Origin of the sequence: Nocardia carnea (genome assembly GCF_029868855.1) — a bacterium.
Lineage (GTDB): Bacteria > Actinomycetota > Actinomycetes > Mycobacteriales > Mycobacteriaceae > Nocardia > Nocardia carnea_A.
Genome location: NZ_JARWOV010000199.1, coordinates 1 through 16,069, shown reverse-complemented (window position 1 = coordinate 16,069; position 16,069 = coordinate 1). Strand labels below are relative to the sequence as shown.

General features: G+C 66.4%; 15 protein-coding genes and 1 pseudogene. 6 read left to right on the top strand and 10 right to left on the bottom strand.

The window, feature by feature from the left end; translation table 11 throughout:
- Window positions 1-106 precede the first annotated feature (106 nt).
- The gene (locus tag QH195_RS19020) at window positions 107-325 is read right to left on the bottom strand and encodes a malate:quinone oxidoreductase (protein ID WP_432278500.1); all 219 of its coding nucleotides are present in this window, start codon (window positions 323-325) and stop codon (window positions 107-109) included.
- Window positions 326-352: 27 nt separating this feature from the next.
- Window positions 353-1,870: pseudogene (locus tag QH195_RS19015) on the bottom strand (carboxylesterase/lipase family protein).
- Window positions 1,871-2,043: 173 nt separating this feature from the next.
- Between QH195_RS19015 and QH195_RS19010 the strand changes: the two are divergent.
- Entirely contained in the window at window positions 2,044-2,709 is a 666-nt protein-coding gene (locus QH195_RS19010) for a TetR/AcrR family transcriptional regulator (RefSeq protein ID WP_280436412.1), read from the top strand.
- Between the two features lie 6 nt (window positions 2,710-2,715).
- On the opposite strand, the gene QH195_RS19005 is transcribed toward QH195_RS19010, so the two are convergent.
- Complete coding sequence (locus QH195_RS19005; RefSeq protein ID WP_280436411.1) at window positions 2,716-4,167, bottom strand: amidase; 1,452 nt, start codon at window positions 4,165-4,167, stop codon at window positions 2,716-2,718.
- 353 nt (window positions 4,168-4,520) lie between these two features.
- Between QH195_RS19005 and QH195_RS19000 the strand changes: the two genes are divergently transcribed.
- Together QH195_RS19000 and QH195_RS18995 are read left to right on the top strand one after the other, a co-directional pair.
- Window positions 4,521-4,754 carry a hypothetical protein gene (locus QH195_RS19000; protein WP_280436410.1) on the top strand — a complete coding sequence of 78 codons (234 nt, stop codon included), beginning with the start codon at window positions 4,521-4,523 and terminating at the stop codon, window positions 4,752-4,754.
- A gap of 25 nt (window positions 4,755-4,779) precedes the next feature.
- The gene (locus tag QH195_RS18995; RefSeq protein WP_280436409.1) at window positions 4,780-5,763 is read left to right on the top strand and encodes a hypothetical protein; all 984 of its coding nucleotides are present in this window, start codon (window positions 4,780-4,782) and stop codon (window positions 5,761-5,763) included.
- 271 nt (window positions 5,764-6,034) lie between these two features.
- Here QH195_RS18995 and QH195_RS18990 read toward each other — a convergent pair whose 3' ends face one another.
- Entirely contained in the window at window positions 6,035-6,829 is a 795-nt protein-coding gene (locus QH195_RS18990) for an SDR family NAD(P)-dependent oxidoreductase (protein ID WP_280436408.1), read from the bottom strand.
- Between the two features lie 111 nt (window positions 6,830-6,940).
- On the opposite strand from QH195_RS18990, the gene QH195_RS18985 reads away from it, so the two are divergent.
- Window positions 6,941-7,786: an alpha/beta fold hydrolase gene (locus tag QH195_RS18985; RefSeq protein ID WP_280423598.1), complete on the top strand. Its 846-nt coding sequence runs from the start codon at window positions 6,941-6,943 to the stop codon at window positions 7,784-7,786.
- A 248-nt stretch (window positions 7,787-8,034) separates the two neighbouring features.
- Here QH195_RS18985 and QH195_RS18980 read toward each other — a convergent pair whose 3' ends face one another.
- The 3 genes from QH195_RS18980 to QH195_RS18970 all read right to left on the bottom strand — a co-directional run bounded on the left by QH195_RS18980 (window position 8,035) and on the right by QH195_RS18970 (window position 10,471).
- A complete protein-coding gene (locus QH195_RS18980) occupies window positions 8,035-8,547 on the bottom strand; it encodes a hypothetical protein (protein WP_280423599.1) in 513 nt (170 codons plus the stop codon).
- A 410-nt stretch (window positions 8,548-8,957) separates the two neighbouring features.
- A complete protein-coding gene (locus QH195_RS18975) occupies window positions 8,958-9,359 on the bottom strand; it encodes an epoxide hydrolase N-terminal domain-containing protein (protein WP_280423600.1) in 402 nt (133 codons plus the stop codon).
- Window positions 9,275-10,471, bottom strand: a complete 1,197-nt coding sequence (locus tag QH195_RS18970) for a site-specific integrase (RefSeq protein WP_280436407.1) — start codon at window positions 10,469-10,471, stop codon at window positions 9,275-9,277. The genes QH195_RS18975 and QH195_RS18970 overlap by 85 nt, the downstream gene beginning before the upstream one ends.
- 402 nt (window positions 10,472-10,873) lie before the next feature.
- On the opposite strand from QH195_RS18970, the gene QH195_RS18965 reads away from it, so the two are divergent.
- Window positions 10,874-11,836, top strand: a complete 963-nt coding sequence (locus QH195_RS18965) for a hypothetical protein (RefSeq protein ID WP_280436406.1) — start codon at window positions 10,874-10,876, stop codon at window positions 11,834-11,836.
- A gap of 63 nt (window positions 11,837-11,899) precedes the next feature.
- Complete coding sequence (locus QH195_RS18960) at window positions 11,900-12,262, top strand: MmcQ/YjbR family DNA-binding protein (protein WP_280423603.1); 363 nt, start codon at window positions 11,900-11,902, stop codon at window positions 12,260-12,262.
- 4 nt (window positions 12,263-12,266) lie between these two features.
- Here the strand turns inward: QH195_RS18960 and QH195_RS18955 are convergent, their stop codons facing one another.
- From QH195_RS18955 to QH195_RS18945, 3 genes are all read right to left on the bottom strand, one after another.
- Window positions 12,267-14,219 carry a S9 family peptidase gene (locus tag QH195_RS18955; RefSeq protein WP_280436427.1) on the bottom strand — a complete coding sequence of 651 codons (1,953 nt, stop codon included), beginning with the start codon at window positions 14,217-14,219 and terminating at the stop codon, window positions 12,267-12,269.
- Window positions 14,220-14,503: 284 nt separating this feature from the next.
- Entirely contained in the window at window positions 14,504-15,721 is a 1,218-nt protein-coding gene (locus QH195_RS18950) for a TerC family protein (RefSeq protein WP_280423604.1), read from the bottom strand.
- A 75-nt stretch (window positions 15,722-15,796) separates the two neighbouring features.
- Window positions 15,797-16,069 (bottom strand): DUF6191 domain-containing protein (locus tag QH195_RS18945; RefSeq protein ID WP_280436405.1); only part of this gene is annotated, 273 nt, incomplete at its 5' end.

The following is a 16,069-nucleotide window of genomic DNA, read 5'->3' as shown; positions in this document are numbered from 1 at the left end:
GATACGACGATATGCGCATCTAACTATGTATGCGAACCTCCTGTATTCAGTTCGATCGAATCACTCACGCCCCGAAACGACACCGAGACAGGGGAGTGAGTTCTCCTCACGAAACCTGATCTCCAGCATCGGGAAACATGGTGCGCAACACCGATTGCCACCGCGAGGTCTGCTGCGGAAAGCAGCGCTCCAGCAGCTCGTGCATGATCGCCGGGGCCGTGGAGTCGCCAGGCGACGCCCCCAGTAGGGCGGCGATGGTTCCGTCCGCGCCGGTGACCAGCTCCGTGCCGAACGTGAGGATTCCGACCTTGCGCGGGTGCGGGATGCTGCCTACACACTTTGCCGGGCGTCATCAGTACAGGTCGATGCTCTCCCATAGCTTCCGGGTCGGGTACGGGTCGTCGACGGCGGCCGGGTGGAGGTCCATCCGCATGGTGGTTCTGCGGGCGGTTTCGTAACGTGTCCAATCCACGCGACCGGTGCGGGCGAATTGCACCCAGGTGTGATGCATCAGGCCAGCCAGCTGCTGGGGTGGGTTCGGGCCGGTGATCCACTGCATGCGCCGGTCGTGCAGCCGGTCGAAGACGAACGGAACTTCGAGGAAATGGCATGCTCCGAGTTGTCCGTCGAATTGCGGCGACCGCCAGGTGAATTCGTACAAGTAGGTGGCCCCTGGTGCGCTGGTGCGGGCGTCGGCGAGTCGCAGGCTCGGGATGGTGTAGAACCAGTCGGCCTGCAGGATTGCCAGCAGCGCACCCGGGCCCGCGTCCGGGTATGCGGACCGGTAGACGGATAGTGCCCGGTCGACCGGCAGTCGATACAGGTGCATCGCGGTGGTGAGTTCCTCGTGGGTGACCGATTCCAGGCTGCGGAACGGTACCAGCGACAGCCGCCCTTCTTCGCTGTTGTGGCCGAGCAGCACATCCACATCGGCGCCGGCCCCGGCGGTGACGGCGTCTATCGGCTTGGCAGGCAGGATGGTGCCGTCGATGGTGGGCCGCCACATGTTGACCCGGCACCCCGGCTCGCCGCCCCAGCGTTGTGGATCCGGTTACTGTGCGAGATCGCGCATGACCGCGGTTTGCGCGGCGAGTACCTGTTCGACACCTGCCGCGGCGACAGCATCACGGGTCGGCGGCACGCCGAGCTTCGCGGCGAGGCGCTGTCCGATCTGATGGGCGGTATCGGGCGAATAGCACAGATTGCCTGCACCGCTCTGCATGATCGCGCGTCGGAACAGACCTTCGGCACGCGGCATCGCGAGCAGGGTGCCGACGGCCATGGCGCCGGCGGACTGACCGAAAATGGTGACGTTGCCGGGGTCGCCGCCGAAGGACGAGATATTGTCGCGTATCCATTCCAGCGCCGAGACCTGATCGAGAAGCGCGGTATTCGCCACTCCGTCGTCGAGGAACAGGAAACCTTCGGCGCCGAGCCGATAGTTGATCGCAACGAATACCACGCCGTCGCGGGCGAAAGCATGACCGTCGTAGAGGCCGCTGCTGCCGGTATCGAAACCTCCGCCGAAGATCCACACCATCACCGGCAGTCGCGTGGCCCCCGGTTCGGGGGTCCAGATATTCAGGTTGAGGTAGTCCGCTCCGGGAATCGATGGCGCGAAGAAATCCAGCGGCGGCGGTGTCGGCGGCTGCGGCGGAGTGGGTCCGAGGGTGAGCGCGTCGCGCACCCCGGTCCACGGTTGGACCGGTCGTGGTGGTAGATATCGGGCCACGCCCTCCGGTGGCGCGGCATAGGGCACGCCCATGAATGCGTGCACGCCTCCAACGACGTTCCCCCGCAACCGTCCGGCCTCGGTCGCCACGATCGATTCGGTGGTGCCACCGGCACCGCATGCCGTGCTTCCCAGCATCGCGATCGCGGGGGTCACGGCCATGGCGCGGAGAGCCTCTCTGCGGTTCACAATGCTCATCCCTTCGCCGTCTCTGTCTCCGACAGGCACCATTGCCTACCTATACCTACACCGTAGGTTTCAGGTGGACGGTATATCCTACGGTGTAGGTTTGGCAAGAGGAGGGAACAGCCGTGGCCAGGCGCGCACAAGGCACATCGGCAGGGCTCACACGCGACCGCATCGCGGCCGCCGCCCTCGCGCTCGTCGATCGGGACGGCTTGGAGCGCTTCGGAGTCCGACGGCTCGCCGACGACCTCGGAATCGACCCGATGTCCATCTACAACCACATCAAAGGCAAGGCGGCGCTGCTGGACGCGGTCGCCGAGGCCGTGCTCGCCGAAATCGCGACCGGTATCGCCGACGAGCCCGGTACCTGGGAGGAAATCGCGCGCAATACCGCGCACCGGTATCGGCAGACCGCATTCCGGCACCCCCATGTGGTTCCGTTGCTGGCCACCCGGCCGCAAACCTCACCCGTTGCACTCGCCGCAGTGGAGCGACTGGTGACCGCGATGCGAACAGCCGGCATACCCGACGAAATAGTCGCGGATACGCCATTGCTCCTGTTCGGATTCCTGAACGGATATCTGCTGGCGATCCTGGGCGAGCCCGGCAGTGCCACGACCGTGCCCACACTCGACCCGGCGCTGCACCCCACCATGGCCACTCTGGCGCCCCGTATCGCCGGCTTCGGATCTGTGCCGGAATTCGACCGGCTCCTCGACTCCGTACTCGCCGGAATCCGAGACCGGGCTGCTCAGCAGAAGACTCCTCGTCCTCGGCGGACGCCCCGGTAGTGCACCCTATTCCGGTGCCTGGAAGCCGCCGATCTTCCGCTCGAGAAGCTCGGCCAGCCGCAGCGGGGTGCGGTCCTCGAACATCGGACCGATGAGCTGCACTCCCACCGGCAGCCCGCCGGGGGAGCGGCCCGCGGGTATGGCAGTGGCGGGCAGGCCGGGCATGGTGGCCACACCGGCCCAGACGAGCTGGTCGAAGTACGGGTAATCGACTCCGTCGATGTCGATGTGCCGGTCCTCCAGACCTCCGGTGTGGTCGTGCGCGAAGGCGGGAGTGGGCGTGATCGGGCACACCACGGCGTCGAATTCGGCGAACAGCCGCCGCCAGCCGAGACGGTGGAGTTCGCGCCGGTTGTTCGCCTCGACCCAGTCGCGGTGGCCGAGAACCATGCCGCGCAGCCGCGCCGCATCGAGACTCCTGTCGTCCGCACTCAGCGCGGCCGCGTGGGTCCGCAGCTGTTCGTACACGTCGACGGGAAGGCTTGCGGCGGCGTTCGACATCATCAGCAGCATGTAGAGCGTTGCCGCTTCGGTCGGATCGGGTAGCAGAGAACTGTGCCATTCGACGCGAGCACCCGCGTCGGCCAGCGCTCCGGCGACGCGGTGCACTCCCGCCCGCACTGCCGACCCGGTGGGTATGAGTGGATGGTCCTCCATGATCAGGACCCGGAAGTCCGACAGTCGTTCGTGGCGTGCGGGCGGCAGTGTGACGTGGTAGGCGACGCCGTGGGTCAGCGGGTCCGGTCCGGCCATCACGTCGAGCAACAGTGCGAGGTCGCGGGCGGTGCGCGCCATGGGCCCGACGACGGCGAGGTCGAGGTCGATAGGCAGGGCCGGCGCCGGCGGTGCGACCATGCCGCGGGTCGGTGCCAGCCCGAGTGTCGGCTTGTGTGCGTAGATGCCGCAGAAATGCGCGGGGGTGCGCAGGGAACCGGCGAGGTCGGAGCCGATGGACAGCGCGCCGAATCCCGACGCCAGAGCCGCCGCCGAGCCACCGGAGGACCCACCCGAGGTGCGGTCGTGATCCCACGGATTGTTGGTGGTGCCGTAGATCTCGTTGAAGCTCTGGATATCGCGCAGCATCAACGGCACGTTGGTCTTACCGAGAATCACCGCGCCGGCGGCCTTCAACCGCGACACCTGTACCGCGTCCTCGGCCGGTACGTAGTTCGCGTGCTGCGGCATGCCCCACGTCGTGGGCAGACCGGCCATATCGTAGGACTCCTTGACCGTCACCGGAATCCCGAGCAGCGGCCGTTCTTCGCCGCGGGCGCGTGCCTGGTCGGCCTCGCGGGCCGCGGCCCGCGCACGGTCGAAGTCCGGCACACAGATCGCGTTGATCGCCGCGTCGTCGCGCTCGATACGGGCGATCGCCGCGTCGGTCAGCTCCACCGAGGTCACCGTACCGGCACGTAAGGCAGCCGCCAGCTCTTCGGCCGACTGATAATTCCATTCCATGAATCCGACGCTATCGGCGTGCGGCGGGGGACATAAAATGCCGCTTCACACAAGGAAAAACGGATCAGACCACCCTGCATTGGTGAAGTCGCGCACTCGTGGCGCCGGCAAGGGCGGGTGACTCCAGGTCACAGTGTCGGCGGCCGGCCGACTCCATCAGCTGCAGGCATGAAATGCCACATCGAGCAATGGGACAGATGTCTCGATGCTGATCATTTTCCTCTCCGGTAGGCGCTGCTCGTCCGACCGTAACCGCACCCCAGGTTCGATCGCGGCTCGTGGAGTGCGGGTGATGAGTACGGGCCGGCGGTTATTATGTGATCTTGTTCCGGTGTGGTCGGGGAGGTATGTGGGTGACGTCGATGGAGCGCACCGTCTATCGTTTTCCGCGGTGGTCGTCCGTGGCCTGGTCTCCGAGGGCTCGGACCATCACCGCCACCACGCGGCTCGCCGCGGCGGCGCCCAACCTTCGCTCCCACATCAGTCGCCTCGGCGGCGGCTGCACCACCGATCAACTCGCCCGCCGAAGCGGCCCGTTCGGCCTGGCGATCGCTGCGGTCGACCTCGAGATCCTCGACGCCGCCTGACGCCTGGTCGTAACAGAAAACTTCGATGGGCGGTTCTGGCGGCGGTGCAATCACCGCGAAAATGCTGCAGGCAGCCGAACGCATCGCCGAAGCGCTTGTGTACAAAGCCGCGCCGCAGATCCGCAAAAGACGCCAGGCGTTTCCGCACGAGATACGGAACGCCCTCCAACGATTCCAACACGAAGACGAGCAGCTCGCACCCAAGACCAACAAGGTCGGCTCAGCTGCGCGCTTGCGCCGCATCACCGCCGCCGAACACTCGGAATCCGGCGCAAGTGCGCAGGGGCAGGTGCGCGGGACGGATCCCGACCGATTCGAACGCCAACCCGACAACGTCGACAGTGGCGAGACGAGTGTAGGTTCTGGATCGCGGCCACATCCACTCCGTGGACTCTGGTTGGAAAGGAAGGTGCCGGCGGACTCGATCGACCCTTTCGTGTCGATCATGGACCTGCCCCATGATCAGGCAGCTGAGGTTGCGCACAAGATGGGAAAGAGGATCGCAGACGCCGATTATGTGGACATCCGCAAGCAAGCCGAAGCCTGGCTGCGATCACACGCGGCGGAGAAGGGAGATCCGTCTCCCGACAACCCCCTCTACTTCAAGCTCGTGAGCGAGCAAGGAACATATCCGCCCCCCGAAGGATCCGTCGTGATTCGAATTCCCGCAGATTCGATCCCCGCCGAGCGCCTGACTTTTACGATCGAGGACAGCTTCTTCAACTATCAGATCGTGGCGGGAATGCCTGCTTCCAATACTCCGGATGGGCTCGTTCCGCGCATCATCCATGGGGTGGATGCGGACACTTCGCTCGATTTCGATGGAGAACACCGAAACTATCTCGACGCAGTTCAGAATGGACGATACATCGAGGCGCAAGTGTGGTCGCGCGATGATCCGATCCTGGCGGAGGCGCGTATGCGGTTCCGTGAAGGAATACCCACGGATAGAACGATTATCGTGGAATCCGCTCCACAGGGTGGGACGTTGCCGGATCACCCTGCATAACCGGCCGCAGGGGAGAAGACGAAGACATGGGCAAACTGGGCAGGGGAGTGAAAGCCACCCGCACGGAAGCAGTGGGTGCCGACGGGGTGACTCGGAGAACTGAAGCGCCACCGGTTCTATCTTCTTGCGGCACGTTGTCGGAGTACTCGACCGAGAGCCATATTTGACATAGTTGGATACTTGGATATGCGCATCTGCACATGAATATCCTCTTCTTGGACCGTCACTCGACAGATCCAACCCAACTACACACAGAAGGGGGGATCCGACCTCACTCCATATCGCTCCTCGTTGTTGCCATTTCGGCGACTCGTTCGACGATGTTCGGGTATCGCATTGTGTGTGCACCGCCGTTGAGATCGATCGCTGCGCCGGTCATCCAGCCGGTGTCGTCGGAGGTGAGGAAAGCGATGGTGCGGGCGACATCTTCCGGTGTGCCGGCGCGGCCGAGCGGTGTGTTCTCGATGTATTCGTCGACCAGTCCGGGTACGAGGGTCGCGCCATAGGTGAGCGGTGTGTGGACGAAGCCCGGATTGACCGCGTTCACGCGGATTCCCCGTGGTGCGAGTTCCATGGCGGCGACCTCGGTGAGCATGAGGACCCCGGCCTTCGCCGAGCAGTACGCGCCCATCCCTACACCCGGTTGCCGGCCGTTGAGCGAGGCGACGAGCACGATGGATCCACCGTCACGCATGGTGTGAGCGGCATGTTTGACGGTCAGGAAGGCTCCGGTGAGGCAGACGTCGACGGTGGCTTTCCAGTCTGCGAGGGAGAGGTCGGTAATCGTTCCGGGGCGGGAGATTCCGGCACAGTCGACGACGGTGCCGACCGGTCCGTGGTCGGCGGCGACCGTGTCGAAGAGAGTACGCATTGCTTGTTCGTCGGTGACTTCGACCTGGCGTCCGGTCGCGCTCCCGCCTAGTTCGGTGGCTCGGGTTCGGGCAGCGGTGCCGTCGAGGTCGGCGATGATCACGGTATCCCCGCGGGCCGAGAGGAGCTGGGCGCTCGCCCAGCCGATTCCGGAGGCGCCGCCGATGATGATCGCGATCTGCCCAGATGTGCTCATACCGGTTCCTCCGTGCCTGCGTCCGGCAGGCATCACGCACACCCGTCGGATTCGGACATTTATCTATACAGTTGTCTAGCAGCTTGCCTCGTGTTTGGCTAGCATGCAGGCATGTCCAGGGGTGAGGTTCGCACGGTACGTGTCGGTGCTCTCGATTTCGAGGTGCGGGTCCACCCTGGTGAGCCGGTGCGCGGCGCCGACGTGCTGCTCCTGCACGGGTTTCCGCAGAGCGCGGCGTCCTGGGATTCCGTCTCGGAGCGCCTGAGCGCGCGGGGAGTCCGCTCGTATGCCCCGGAGCAACGCGGCTATTCGCCGGGCGCCCGTCCTGCGGACGTCGCGTCCTATCGCCTGTCCGAACTCCGCGCCGATATCGTCGGCCTCTGCGATGCGCTGGGTCTGCGACAAGTTCACCTGGTGGGCCACGATTGGGGTGCGATTGTCGCGTGGGATGTGGCGGCCCGATATCCGGATCGGGTGGCTTCACTGACCGCGCTCTCGGTGCCGCATCCGGCGGCGTTTGCCCGGGCCCGCGAGAACGATCCGGCGCAGGCCGAGAAGTCGGAGTACATGACCTTTTTCCAGCAGCCGGACGCACCGGAGGAATTGCTGCTGGCGAATGATTGCGCGGGACTGCGTGCCGGGTTCGGGGAGACGGTTCCGGTGGAGCAGGCCGCGCAGCATATTGCCCGGCTCCGGGAGCCCGGGGCGATGACGGCGGCTCTGAACTGGTATCGGGCGTCCGGCGATTCCTGGAGTTCGGTTCCCCCGGTGGATGTCCCGACGACTTTCGTGTGGAGTGACGCCGATCAGGCCGTGGCACGATCCGGTGTGGAGGCGACCGCAGAGTACGTGAAGGCGGAGTACCACTTGGTGGTGCTGGAAGGTGTGAGTCACTGGATCCCCGAGGAGGCACCCGATCCGCTGTCCCGGATAATCCTCGACCGAATCGGCTCGTGACCGTCCTGCGAATCGGTACCTTGCGCGCGGGGAGTGAATCGCCTGTCCTGTCGAGTAGGGTGCTCGATCGGTAGGCGTCGACCGCGACACGCGGTAATTATCAAAAGCGCAATTGTGAGCTACCCCAGTTACCTGTAGCGGAATCGACTGCTGGTAGACCGGGCCGGGTCCACGGAACGGGGCCCGGCGAAATCACCGGGCCCCGCGAAGGCATCGAGGGCTACTGCCCTGCGTTTGCCCGGTGCAAACTACATCTGCCGTACCTGCTGACGCATCTGGTGCATCTGCAGTTCCCACTGCATCGCGCGGTCCTGGGCCCGTGTGGACTGTTCCTCGGCCTGCTGGGCGAGGTAGGCGGCCTGGTCGGCCTGGTCCTGCGCCGACTGACAGCGCTGGTTGGCCTGGTTGGCGTCGGCCTGGGCCTGCTGGGCCTGGCTCTGCGACCGGTCGGCTTCGCTCTGGGCCTGCTGCGCTTGGTTCTGCGCCTGCTGAGCCTGCTGGCGAGCCTGTTGTGCCTGCTGCGCGGCCTGGTTGGCCTGGCTCTGCGCGATCTGGGACTGGTGCTGTACCTGGCGGGTCTGCTGTTGTACCTGACGGGCGAGGTTCTGCGCCTGCTGGGCGTACTGTCGTGCGCTCTGGGCTTCCTGCCGGATTTCGTCCAGGCCCATGCGCAGCATTTCCAGGCTCTGGACTTGTTGACCACTGCCGTTGCTGGTGCTGGAGCTGGTGCGGGCGGCAGCGGTGCTGGTGTCTTGCGCCATCTGAGCATCCTTCCAAAGGGGGTTTTTGAAACGGACCGACTCGTGGAGCGCTCAATATCCTCGCACAGCACGGCCCCGTGGCAACCCTGCGATTTCGTGTGGACCGCACTGGATATCCGCTGGTGGGACGGCCGCTCGCGGTTATCGGACGTGACGGGGGCACCACGGCGGCGGATGGGCGCACCCCCGGTGCGGGGCGATGCCCGATCGAGACCACACCGTCATACGTGTCAGCGCCGACCCCGGAAAGTTCGGCGCAGGTCGTCGACCCAGCGGTCGGGGATTTCCCAGGAGATGAAGTGGCCGCCGTGGTCGCTCCAACTGATCCAAAGTTCCAGGATCCATGCCAGGCATGCCCGCCGGAGAATCGCAGAGGGCGCGGGCGAGGGTGGTGGGGCAATCGACCAGTGTCAGAACGTCCAAGGCCAGCCGTGTGTCGGGATCAGCGGCGTCGGATTCGGTCCGACACCGGGACTGCGCATGAAATGTACGGGGACGTCGGCGAGTTCGACGTCGTAGGGCTCGTAGTTGTTGATTTCCGCTTCGGCTGCGCGCCAGTCGTCTCCGTTGGGCCGATGGTCGGCGAGTTCCCGGAGGTAGGTGCGGGGTACGCCGTAATGCCTGTCCTCGTTGCCGGCGTCGTCGCGCGTCCACAGCCGTTTCCCGGTAGGGGAATAGCTGACGCCCAGAAGACCTTCCGCTCGCCCACCGGCGGGACGTGTCCAGGTCAGAGTCCGAGTTTGGTGACGGCGTTGTCGGCGAGGGGGTCGGCGGTTCTGATGTATCGGTGGACGGTGCGTGGGTTGCTCCATCGGCCTTGGCGCATGATTTCGCGGTCGGCGGCGCCGCCGAGGGCGGCTTGGGTGGCGAATCCGGCGCGTAGCGAGTGGCCGGAGAAGAGGGCTGGGTCGAGTCCGGCGCGGGCGGCGTAGCGTTTGACGATTTCGGCGACGGCGCGGCCGGAGAGTGCGGTGCCGCCGAGTCCGCCGTGCCGGTTGACCGCGGGGAACAGGGGTTGTGCCGGGGTGAGCCGGGGGTCGGGCCGGTAGCTGTGGCAGCGGTGGATGTGGGGTTCGGCCGCGGGGAGTTCGTCGATCCAGGCGCGGACGTCGAGAGGGTTGCCGGCGTGTACGGCGAGTAGTCGTAGCCAGTCGGCGCAGGCACAGATGGGGCAGGTGTGTGCTTGGCTGCCGCGGGGCAGGGCGACGTGTTGTTCGGTGATGCCGGTGGGGTCGGTTTTGGTGGTGGGTAGGTGGATCAGTAGCAGTGGTTCGCCGGTGGTGTGGTCGGTGCCGAAGTGGATATCGGCGATGCGCAGGCCGGCGAGTTCGCTGCGGCGGAGGGCGCCGGCGAAGCCGAGGAGTAGGAGCAGGGTGTCGCGGCGGCGGGCGGGTTCGCCGGGCCATCCGGGTTCGGGTAGGCCGGTGAGGAGTTCACCGAGGGTGTGCAGCAGGATCGGGCGTTTGCGGTCGGGCCGGGTGCGGCGGGTGCGGCGGATTCCGCGGAGGGTGAGGCGGACGACGTCGCTGCGGGTGGGTGCGGGTAGTCCGTTGGCGGCGTGGACGGCGGCGATGGCGGCGGATTTGCGTTCGAGGGTGGCGGGGCTGTAGGCGTGGCGGCCGTTCGCGGCGCGGGCGTCGGCGGCCGCGGCGAGGTAGACGGCGACGTCGAGGGGGTCGGCGGGAAGGGCGGTGCGGTTTTCGCGGGTGCACCAGGCTGCCCAGGCGATCCAGTCGGTGCGGTAGGCGCGCAGTGTGTTGGGGGATTGGGAGGCGGTGAGGTAGCGGCCGAGTGCGGTGGCTTGTTCGGTGTCGAAGCGTTCGCGGACGTTGCGCAGTGCGGCGGTGTCGACGAGGACGCTGGTGACGCCGCGGCGGAGTTCGGTGCGCACGGTGTCGGGTAGGTCCACGGCTGGTTCGGTCACTGCGTGTTCTCCTCGGTCGGTAATTGAGTCACACAATACGTTTCGTTGGTTGTTACGAAACGAAACGTATTGGCCGGGATAGGTTCTTCCGCAAGCCTACCGTCCTAACCTCCGATAATGTTCACTTATCGGGGGTTAGAACCACGCAGGTCTCGATTGAATCCATTCGCCCTCTTCTGGTTTCGTTTCGTGTCATTCCGTTTGGTTTGACGAAACCAACGCTACGATTTCCCGGTGCCGACAACTTGCAACTACCCCGGCTGCACTCAGCCGATCCCACGCCCCACCGGCCCGGGCCGGCCTTCGGAATACTGTGACCGCCCGGACCACACGAGATGGCGAGCCTGGCGCGAAAGGCAACGGCTGCAACAGGAAGCCGAACCCCAACCCGATTCCGTCACCGTGACGCAAACGGGCCCGGTCGCCGCGGCCCGGCTTCGCGCCGATGAACTTCTCACCCAATTCCGCACCCTGGCCGAACAACTCGGCACCACCCTCAACGCAGCGGTCACCGAGATGTCGACGCTGGCCGACCCGTCGGCAGCCGAAGCGCAGGTCCAGGCCGTACAAGCCGATGCCGCGCGCCGCATCGCCGAAGCCGAAATGGCCGCGGCTGCCGCGGAACAGGCGCGGCGCGACGCCCAGCAGGCACGCATCCACGCGGAGGAAGCGGCCGAGGACGCGGCAGCAACCGCGGAAACCGCCGACGCCCGGATCGCGGAAGCACGGTCACAGACCGCGTCCGCCGAAACCGCCCGCGACGACGCACTCCGCGAAGTGGAGGCCGTCACCACCCGCGCCGCGGACGAGGTCTTCGCAGCCCGCTGCGCCGCGGAGGAAGATGTCCGGGCCGCGCGGAACGAGGCCGCGGCGGAAGTGGAGCGGATCCGGGCCGACTGCGCCGCGGAAATCGACCGTGCCCGCCGCGCCGCCACAGCCGATATCGAACGCGCCGAACGGGAGAACGCCCAGAAGGTGAAAGCGGCCACTGCCGACCGCGATCTGGCTGTACAGCGCGCTGCCGATACCGAGCGCGCCCTGGAGCGGGCCGAACGGTCGGCCACCGAACGCGAGGAATCGGCTCGGGAAGCGCGCGCCGAGTTGCAGCGCCTCAGAACCGAATACGACACCGTCCGGCAGGATCTCGCCGAGTTCCGTCGCACCGCGGCCGCCGATCTGGCCGCGGCCCGCGCCGAGGCCGCAGCCCACGTCGAGCAGGTACGCAAGGAAACAGCGCAGCGGATCGAGGCACTGGATCAGGCCCGTGCGCAAACCTTGGCGCGCGCCGAACGTGCGGAACGTCAACTCGACACCCTGATATCGGAGCGGGTGGTAGCGCGCACCGAACCGGATCCGGTGGTGTGATCGGGGTTCCGCCAACCCGGTAACTACCCCGCCGGCGTCGTTTCAGGACGCTACCGTGATGCCATGGCCGAGGACCCGCTGCCACGTCTACGCCGGCTGTGTACCGCGCTGCCGGAAACCACCGAACGTCTCAGCCACGGCGAGCCCACCTGGTTCGTTCGCGGCCGGAAAACGTTCGTCACCTATGCCGATCGTCATCACGACGATCGGCTGGGTTTCTGGTGCGCTGCCCCACCGGGCGCGCAGGAGGCTCTGGTGGCGGCCGAACCGCAGCGGTTCTTCCGTCCGCCGTATGTGGGGCATCGGGGCTGGCTCGGTGTGTATCTGGATGTTCCGGTGGATTGGGCGGAGATCGCCGAGCTCGTCGTCGACGCCTATCGGGTGGTGGCACCGAAGTCGTTGGTGAATCTTCTCGACGAGCCGTAGCGGCCTACCGGGCAGGGGTGTCCGTAGCAGGCGCCTCGGTCACCGGGCCGGCGCTGCGGCCGCCGAGGTGGCGGGCGAAATGCCGTTCGATCGCACGGTAGAGCAGGACCTGGTTCTCCGGGTTGTCGAAGCCGTGTCCCTCGTCCTCGGCGACCAGGTACTCCACCGGGACACCCCGATCACGTAGCCGGGCGACGATGTTGTCCGATTCGGCCTGCACCACGCGGACATCGTTGGCGCCTTGGGCGACGAGCAGCGGGGTGCGGATCTGGTCGACCATGGTGATCGGGGAGCGGGCCAGCATCTCGGCTTCCTGCTCGGGTATTGCGGGGTCGCCGACGTAGCGGTACCAGTTGTTGACGCTGTAGGCGCGAGTGAACGGCGGCAGGGTGCGCAGGAAGTTGGCGAGGTCGGAGATGCCGACGTAGTCGACGGCGGCAGCGAAGCGGTCCGGGGTGACGGTGACACCGACGAGGGCCGCGTATCCCCCGTAGGAGCCGCCGTAGATCCCGATGCGGGCGGGATCGGCGTAGCCCTCGGCGACCGCCCAGTCGACGGCGTCGATCAGGTCGTCGTGCATGGCCCGCGCGAATTCACCGATCGCGGCGGTGACGTGCCGTTTCCCGTAGCCCAGCGAACCGCGGAAGTTCACCTGCAGTACCGCGTAGCCACGGTTGGCGAGGAACTGTACGTCGTTGCTGTACCCCCAGGAGTCGTGGTACCAGGGCCCGCCGTGCACCGCCAGCACCAGCGGAAGGTTCCGCGGCTCGGCACCGACCGGCAGGGTGAGGTAGCCGTGCAGGGGTAACCCATCACGGGCCGGGAAACCGACGGGTTGCATGCGGGCCAGGGTATTCGGGTCGCGATCGGGGCAGGCACGGAAAAGCAACCGGGCCTGGCCGGTGGTGTGGTCGTAGAACCAAGTGACACCGGGGTCGCGGTCGTGGACGAAGGTGGCGATCCAGCGCTGCCCGGAATCGTCGCCGGACAGGGTGCCGAGCACACCGTCGGACAGTTTCTGCAACTGGGCGTGGATTTCGGCGAAGCGGGGGTCGAGGACCTCGATATGGGGACGGTCGGCCACGAACCGGGCGGCGAATATTTCGCCGGTACGCCGATAGGTGTGGACCGGGGGCGGAAGCACGCCGGGCAGCATCATCCCGCTGAGATCCAGGTCGTGTCCGTCGACGGCGGCGACGATGGTTTCTTCCCCGGTCTCGTGGTCGATGCGCACCAGCCGCAGGTCGTCGCCGTCCTGGTAGGACCCGACGAGCAGGCCTTTCCCGTCAGCGGTGACCTGCTGGGGGTAGACACCCATCGGGTGCTCGGCGCCACCGAGCCGGCACAGTGGCCGTCTCTCCCCGCTGGGTTCGATCGCGGAGATCTCGACGGTGCCGTCCGCGGCGAGCACGGTACGGAACACGGGTTCACCGCGGCGGTCGAGCAGGACGGCCGCGGTCGGATCGTCCTGTTCGAGGTGCAGAGTCGTTTCGCCGGTGGCGACGTCGATCCGGAATGTGTCGAAGAACAGCGGGCGCCGGTTCATCGTCACCAGCACACTGCCGGGCACCGACGGCAGCGGTTCTGCGTCCAGCGCCCGCGAACCCGGGTCCAGCGGAGTGAGGTCGACGGCGGGCGCTGCGGGATCGTCGAGGTCGACGCGGAACAGGTGCCAGTCCTCGTTACCGTCGGTGTCCTGCAGGTAGAGCAGCCAGCGGGGGTCATCGGTCCAGTAGTAGGTGGTGATCCCGCGGCGGCTGTCGTGGGTGACCGGGACCGCGTCGTCATGGGTCGCGTCCACACCGCGAACCCAGACGTTACGGCGCCCGCGATGCGGGGCGAGGTAGGCGATGCGGGTGCCGTCGGGGGAAATCGAGGGGTTCGCGAACTGCGGGTCGGCGAAGAAGGTTTCGATATCGATCAGGGCCGGCCGCTGATCGGTCGGCTCTCCGGTCATGGTCACTGTGCACTCCGCTCTGTTCCGGATCACGCTGTCAGCACCGACTCAACACTGTGCCGCGGCGGCATACTCAACCCTGCCGCACCGTGTTCCCGGCCACAGCATGATCGCGGTCGAGCCTGTCCCGAATCGTGGCGCTGCCTACGCCGGGTCGAGTGTCCAGGGAAATGCCGCCGTTCCAGTCGGCAAGGGACGCGTCGGTATGTTCGGTTTCGGGGTCGGCTCTCATCGCATGAGCAAGCCTCTGACTTGACCGTCTCCTTTCGTGGCGCCGCCGCGGGTTACATACGCAGCGGCAGTCCGGCTTCCATTCGCGCGATGCGGTCGGCGTGCACGATATGCGCCCGGTCGAGCAGTGCAACCAATTCGGTTTCGCCTTCGCGGATACGCTGCCGGTATTTGGCGGGCAGTCCGGCGAGTGTTTTCTCTTCGTCCAGCATCTTGTTGTAGGTGCGTTCCCGCAGGTTCTGGTCGGCTTCGTAGCCGAGGTCGAGGTAGCGGGTGGCGTGGCGGCGGGCGTTGCCGACCGCGGTTTGCGCGCGTCCGGCGGGGCTGAGCAGGGAGGCGACGACGGTGACCAGCAGTATCAGCACGATCAGGGCCAGCGACAGGCCGGTGGAGATCTCGGTGACCGGCACCGGTTCGCCGTGGTTGATGAACGGGACGTTGTTCTCGTGCAGGGCGTGCAGGACGAGTTTGACGCCGATGAGGGCCAGGACGGCGGCGAGCCCGAAGCCGAGGTAGATCAGGCGGTCGAGCAGGCCTTCGAGCAGGAAGAACAGTTGACGCAGGCCGAGTAGGGAGAACGCGGTGGCGGTGAAGACGATGAATACGTTCTGGGTGAGCCCGAAGATGGCGGGTATGGAGTCGAGGGCGAACAGGACGTCGGTGCCGCCGATGGCGACCATGGCGAGCACCATCGGGGTCATATGGCGGCGGCCGTCGACGATGGTGAACAGTTTGTCGCCGTCGTAGGTGTCGCTGGTGCGCAGGAAGCGGCGGGCCAGCCGCAGGACGATATTGTCGCCGGCGTGGCTGTCCTCGCCTTCGGGGCGGAGCATATTGCCGGCGGTGATGAGCAGAGCGGCGCCGAACAGGTAGAACACCCAGGCGAACCGGTTGATGAGGGTGGCGCCGACGAAGATGAACCCGGTGCGTACCACGAGGGAGATCACGATTCCGACGAGCAGTACCTTCTGCTGGGCGGCGCTGGGGACCCGGAAGGTTGTCATGATGATGAGGAACACGAACAGGTTGTCCACCGAGAGCGCTTTCTCGGTGATGTAGCCGGCGAAGTACTCCAGGCCCATATCGGATCCGCCGAATCCCCATACGGCGAACCCGAAGGCCACCGCTACCCCGATGTAGGCGGCGGACCACACCGCGGCTTCGGTGAGCGAGGGCGTGTGTGCACTGCGGACGTGGAAGAAGAAGTCGAACAGCAACAGTCCGGCGATCAGTGCGAGGGTGCACCCCCATACCAGCGCGGGAACGGTCACGACGGCCTCCTGACTGGTGCCCTCGATACGTGTCTCGCTGCGACTGTAGTGCCCGGATCGAGCCGGTGCTGCGGTTTATCGCGCGGTGTCGCCGGGGCCGGTACCGCCGGTCCGGGCTCGTACGGTGACGCGGTCGGTGGCCGGGTCGTAGGCCAGTGGCGGCGCACCGTCGGTTTCGTCCTCGCGGTACATCAGGCTGTGGTTGCGCTGCTCGAATTCGATATGTTTGGACCCCTGGAACAGTGCCGAGACTTCTTCGAAGCCGGTGGCCGCGGCGGGTGCGCGGCGGCCACGGTTCCAGGGCAGCGCGCGGCCCCCCCGGACGCGGGCGCGGTGGGCCTCGGGCGG

Bases quoted from the DNA above. Each gene is read 5' to 3' on its own strand.
- QH195_RS19005 (WP_280436411.1), bottom strand. From the start codon at position 4,167: ATGGAATGGAATTATCAGTCGGCCGAAGAGCTGGCGGCTGCCTTACGT.
- QH195_RS18995 (WP_280436409.1), top strand. From the start codon at position 4,780: ATGGGCGGTTCTGGCGGCGGTGCAATCACCGCGAAAATGCTGCAGGCA.
- QH195_RS18990 (WP_280436408.1), bottom strand. From the start codon at position 6,829: ATGAGCACATCTGGGCAGATCGCGATCATCATCGGCGGCGCCTCCGGA.
- QH195_RS18985 (WP_280423598.1), top strand. From the start codon at position 6,941: ATGTCCAGGGGTGAGGTTCGCACGGTACGTGTCGGTGCTCTCGATTTC.
- QH195_RS18980 (WP_280423599.1), bottom strand. From the start codon at position 8,547: ATGGCGCAAGACACCAGCACCGCTGCCGCCCGCACCAGCTCCAGCACC.
- QH195_RS18975 (WP_280423600.1), bottom strand. From the start codon at position 9,359: ATGGAGCAACCCACGCACCGTCCACCGATACATCAGAACCGCCGACCC.
- QH195_RS18960 (WP_280423603.1), top strand. From the start codon at position 11,900: ATGGCCGAGGACCCGCTGCCACGTCTACGCCGGCTGTGTACCGCGCTG.
- QH195_RS18955 (WP_280436427.1), bottom strand. From the start codon at position 14,219: ATGACCGGAGAGCCGACCGATCAGCGGCCGGCCCTGATCGATATCGAA.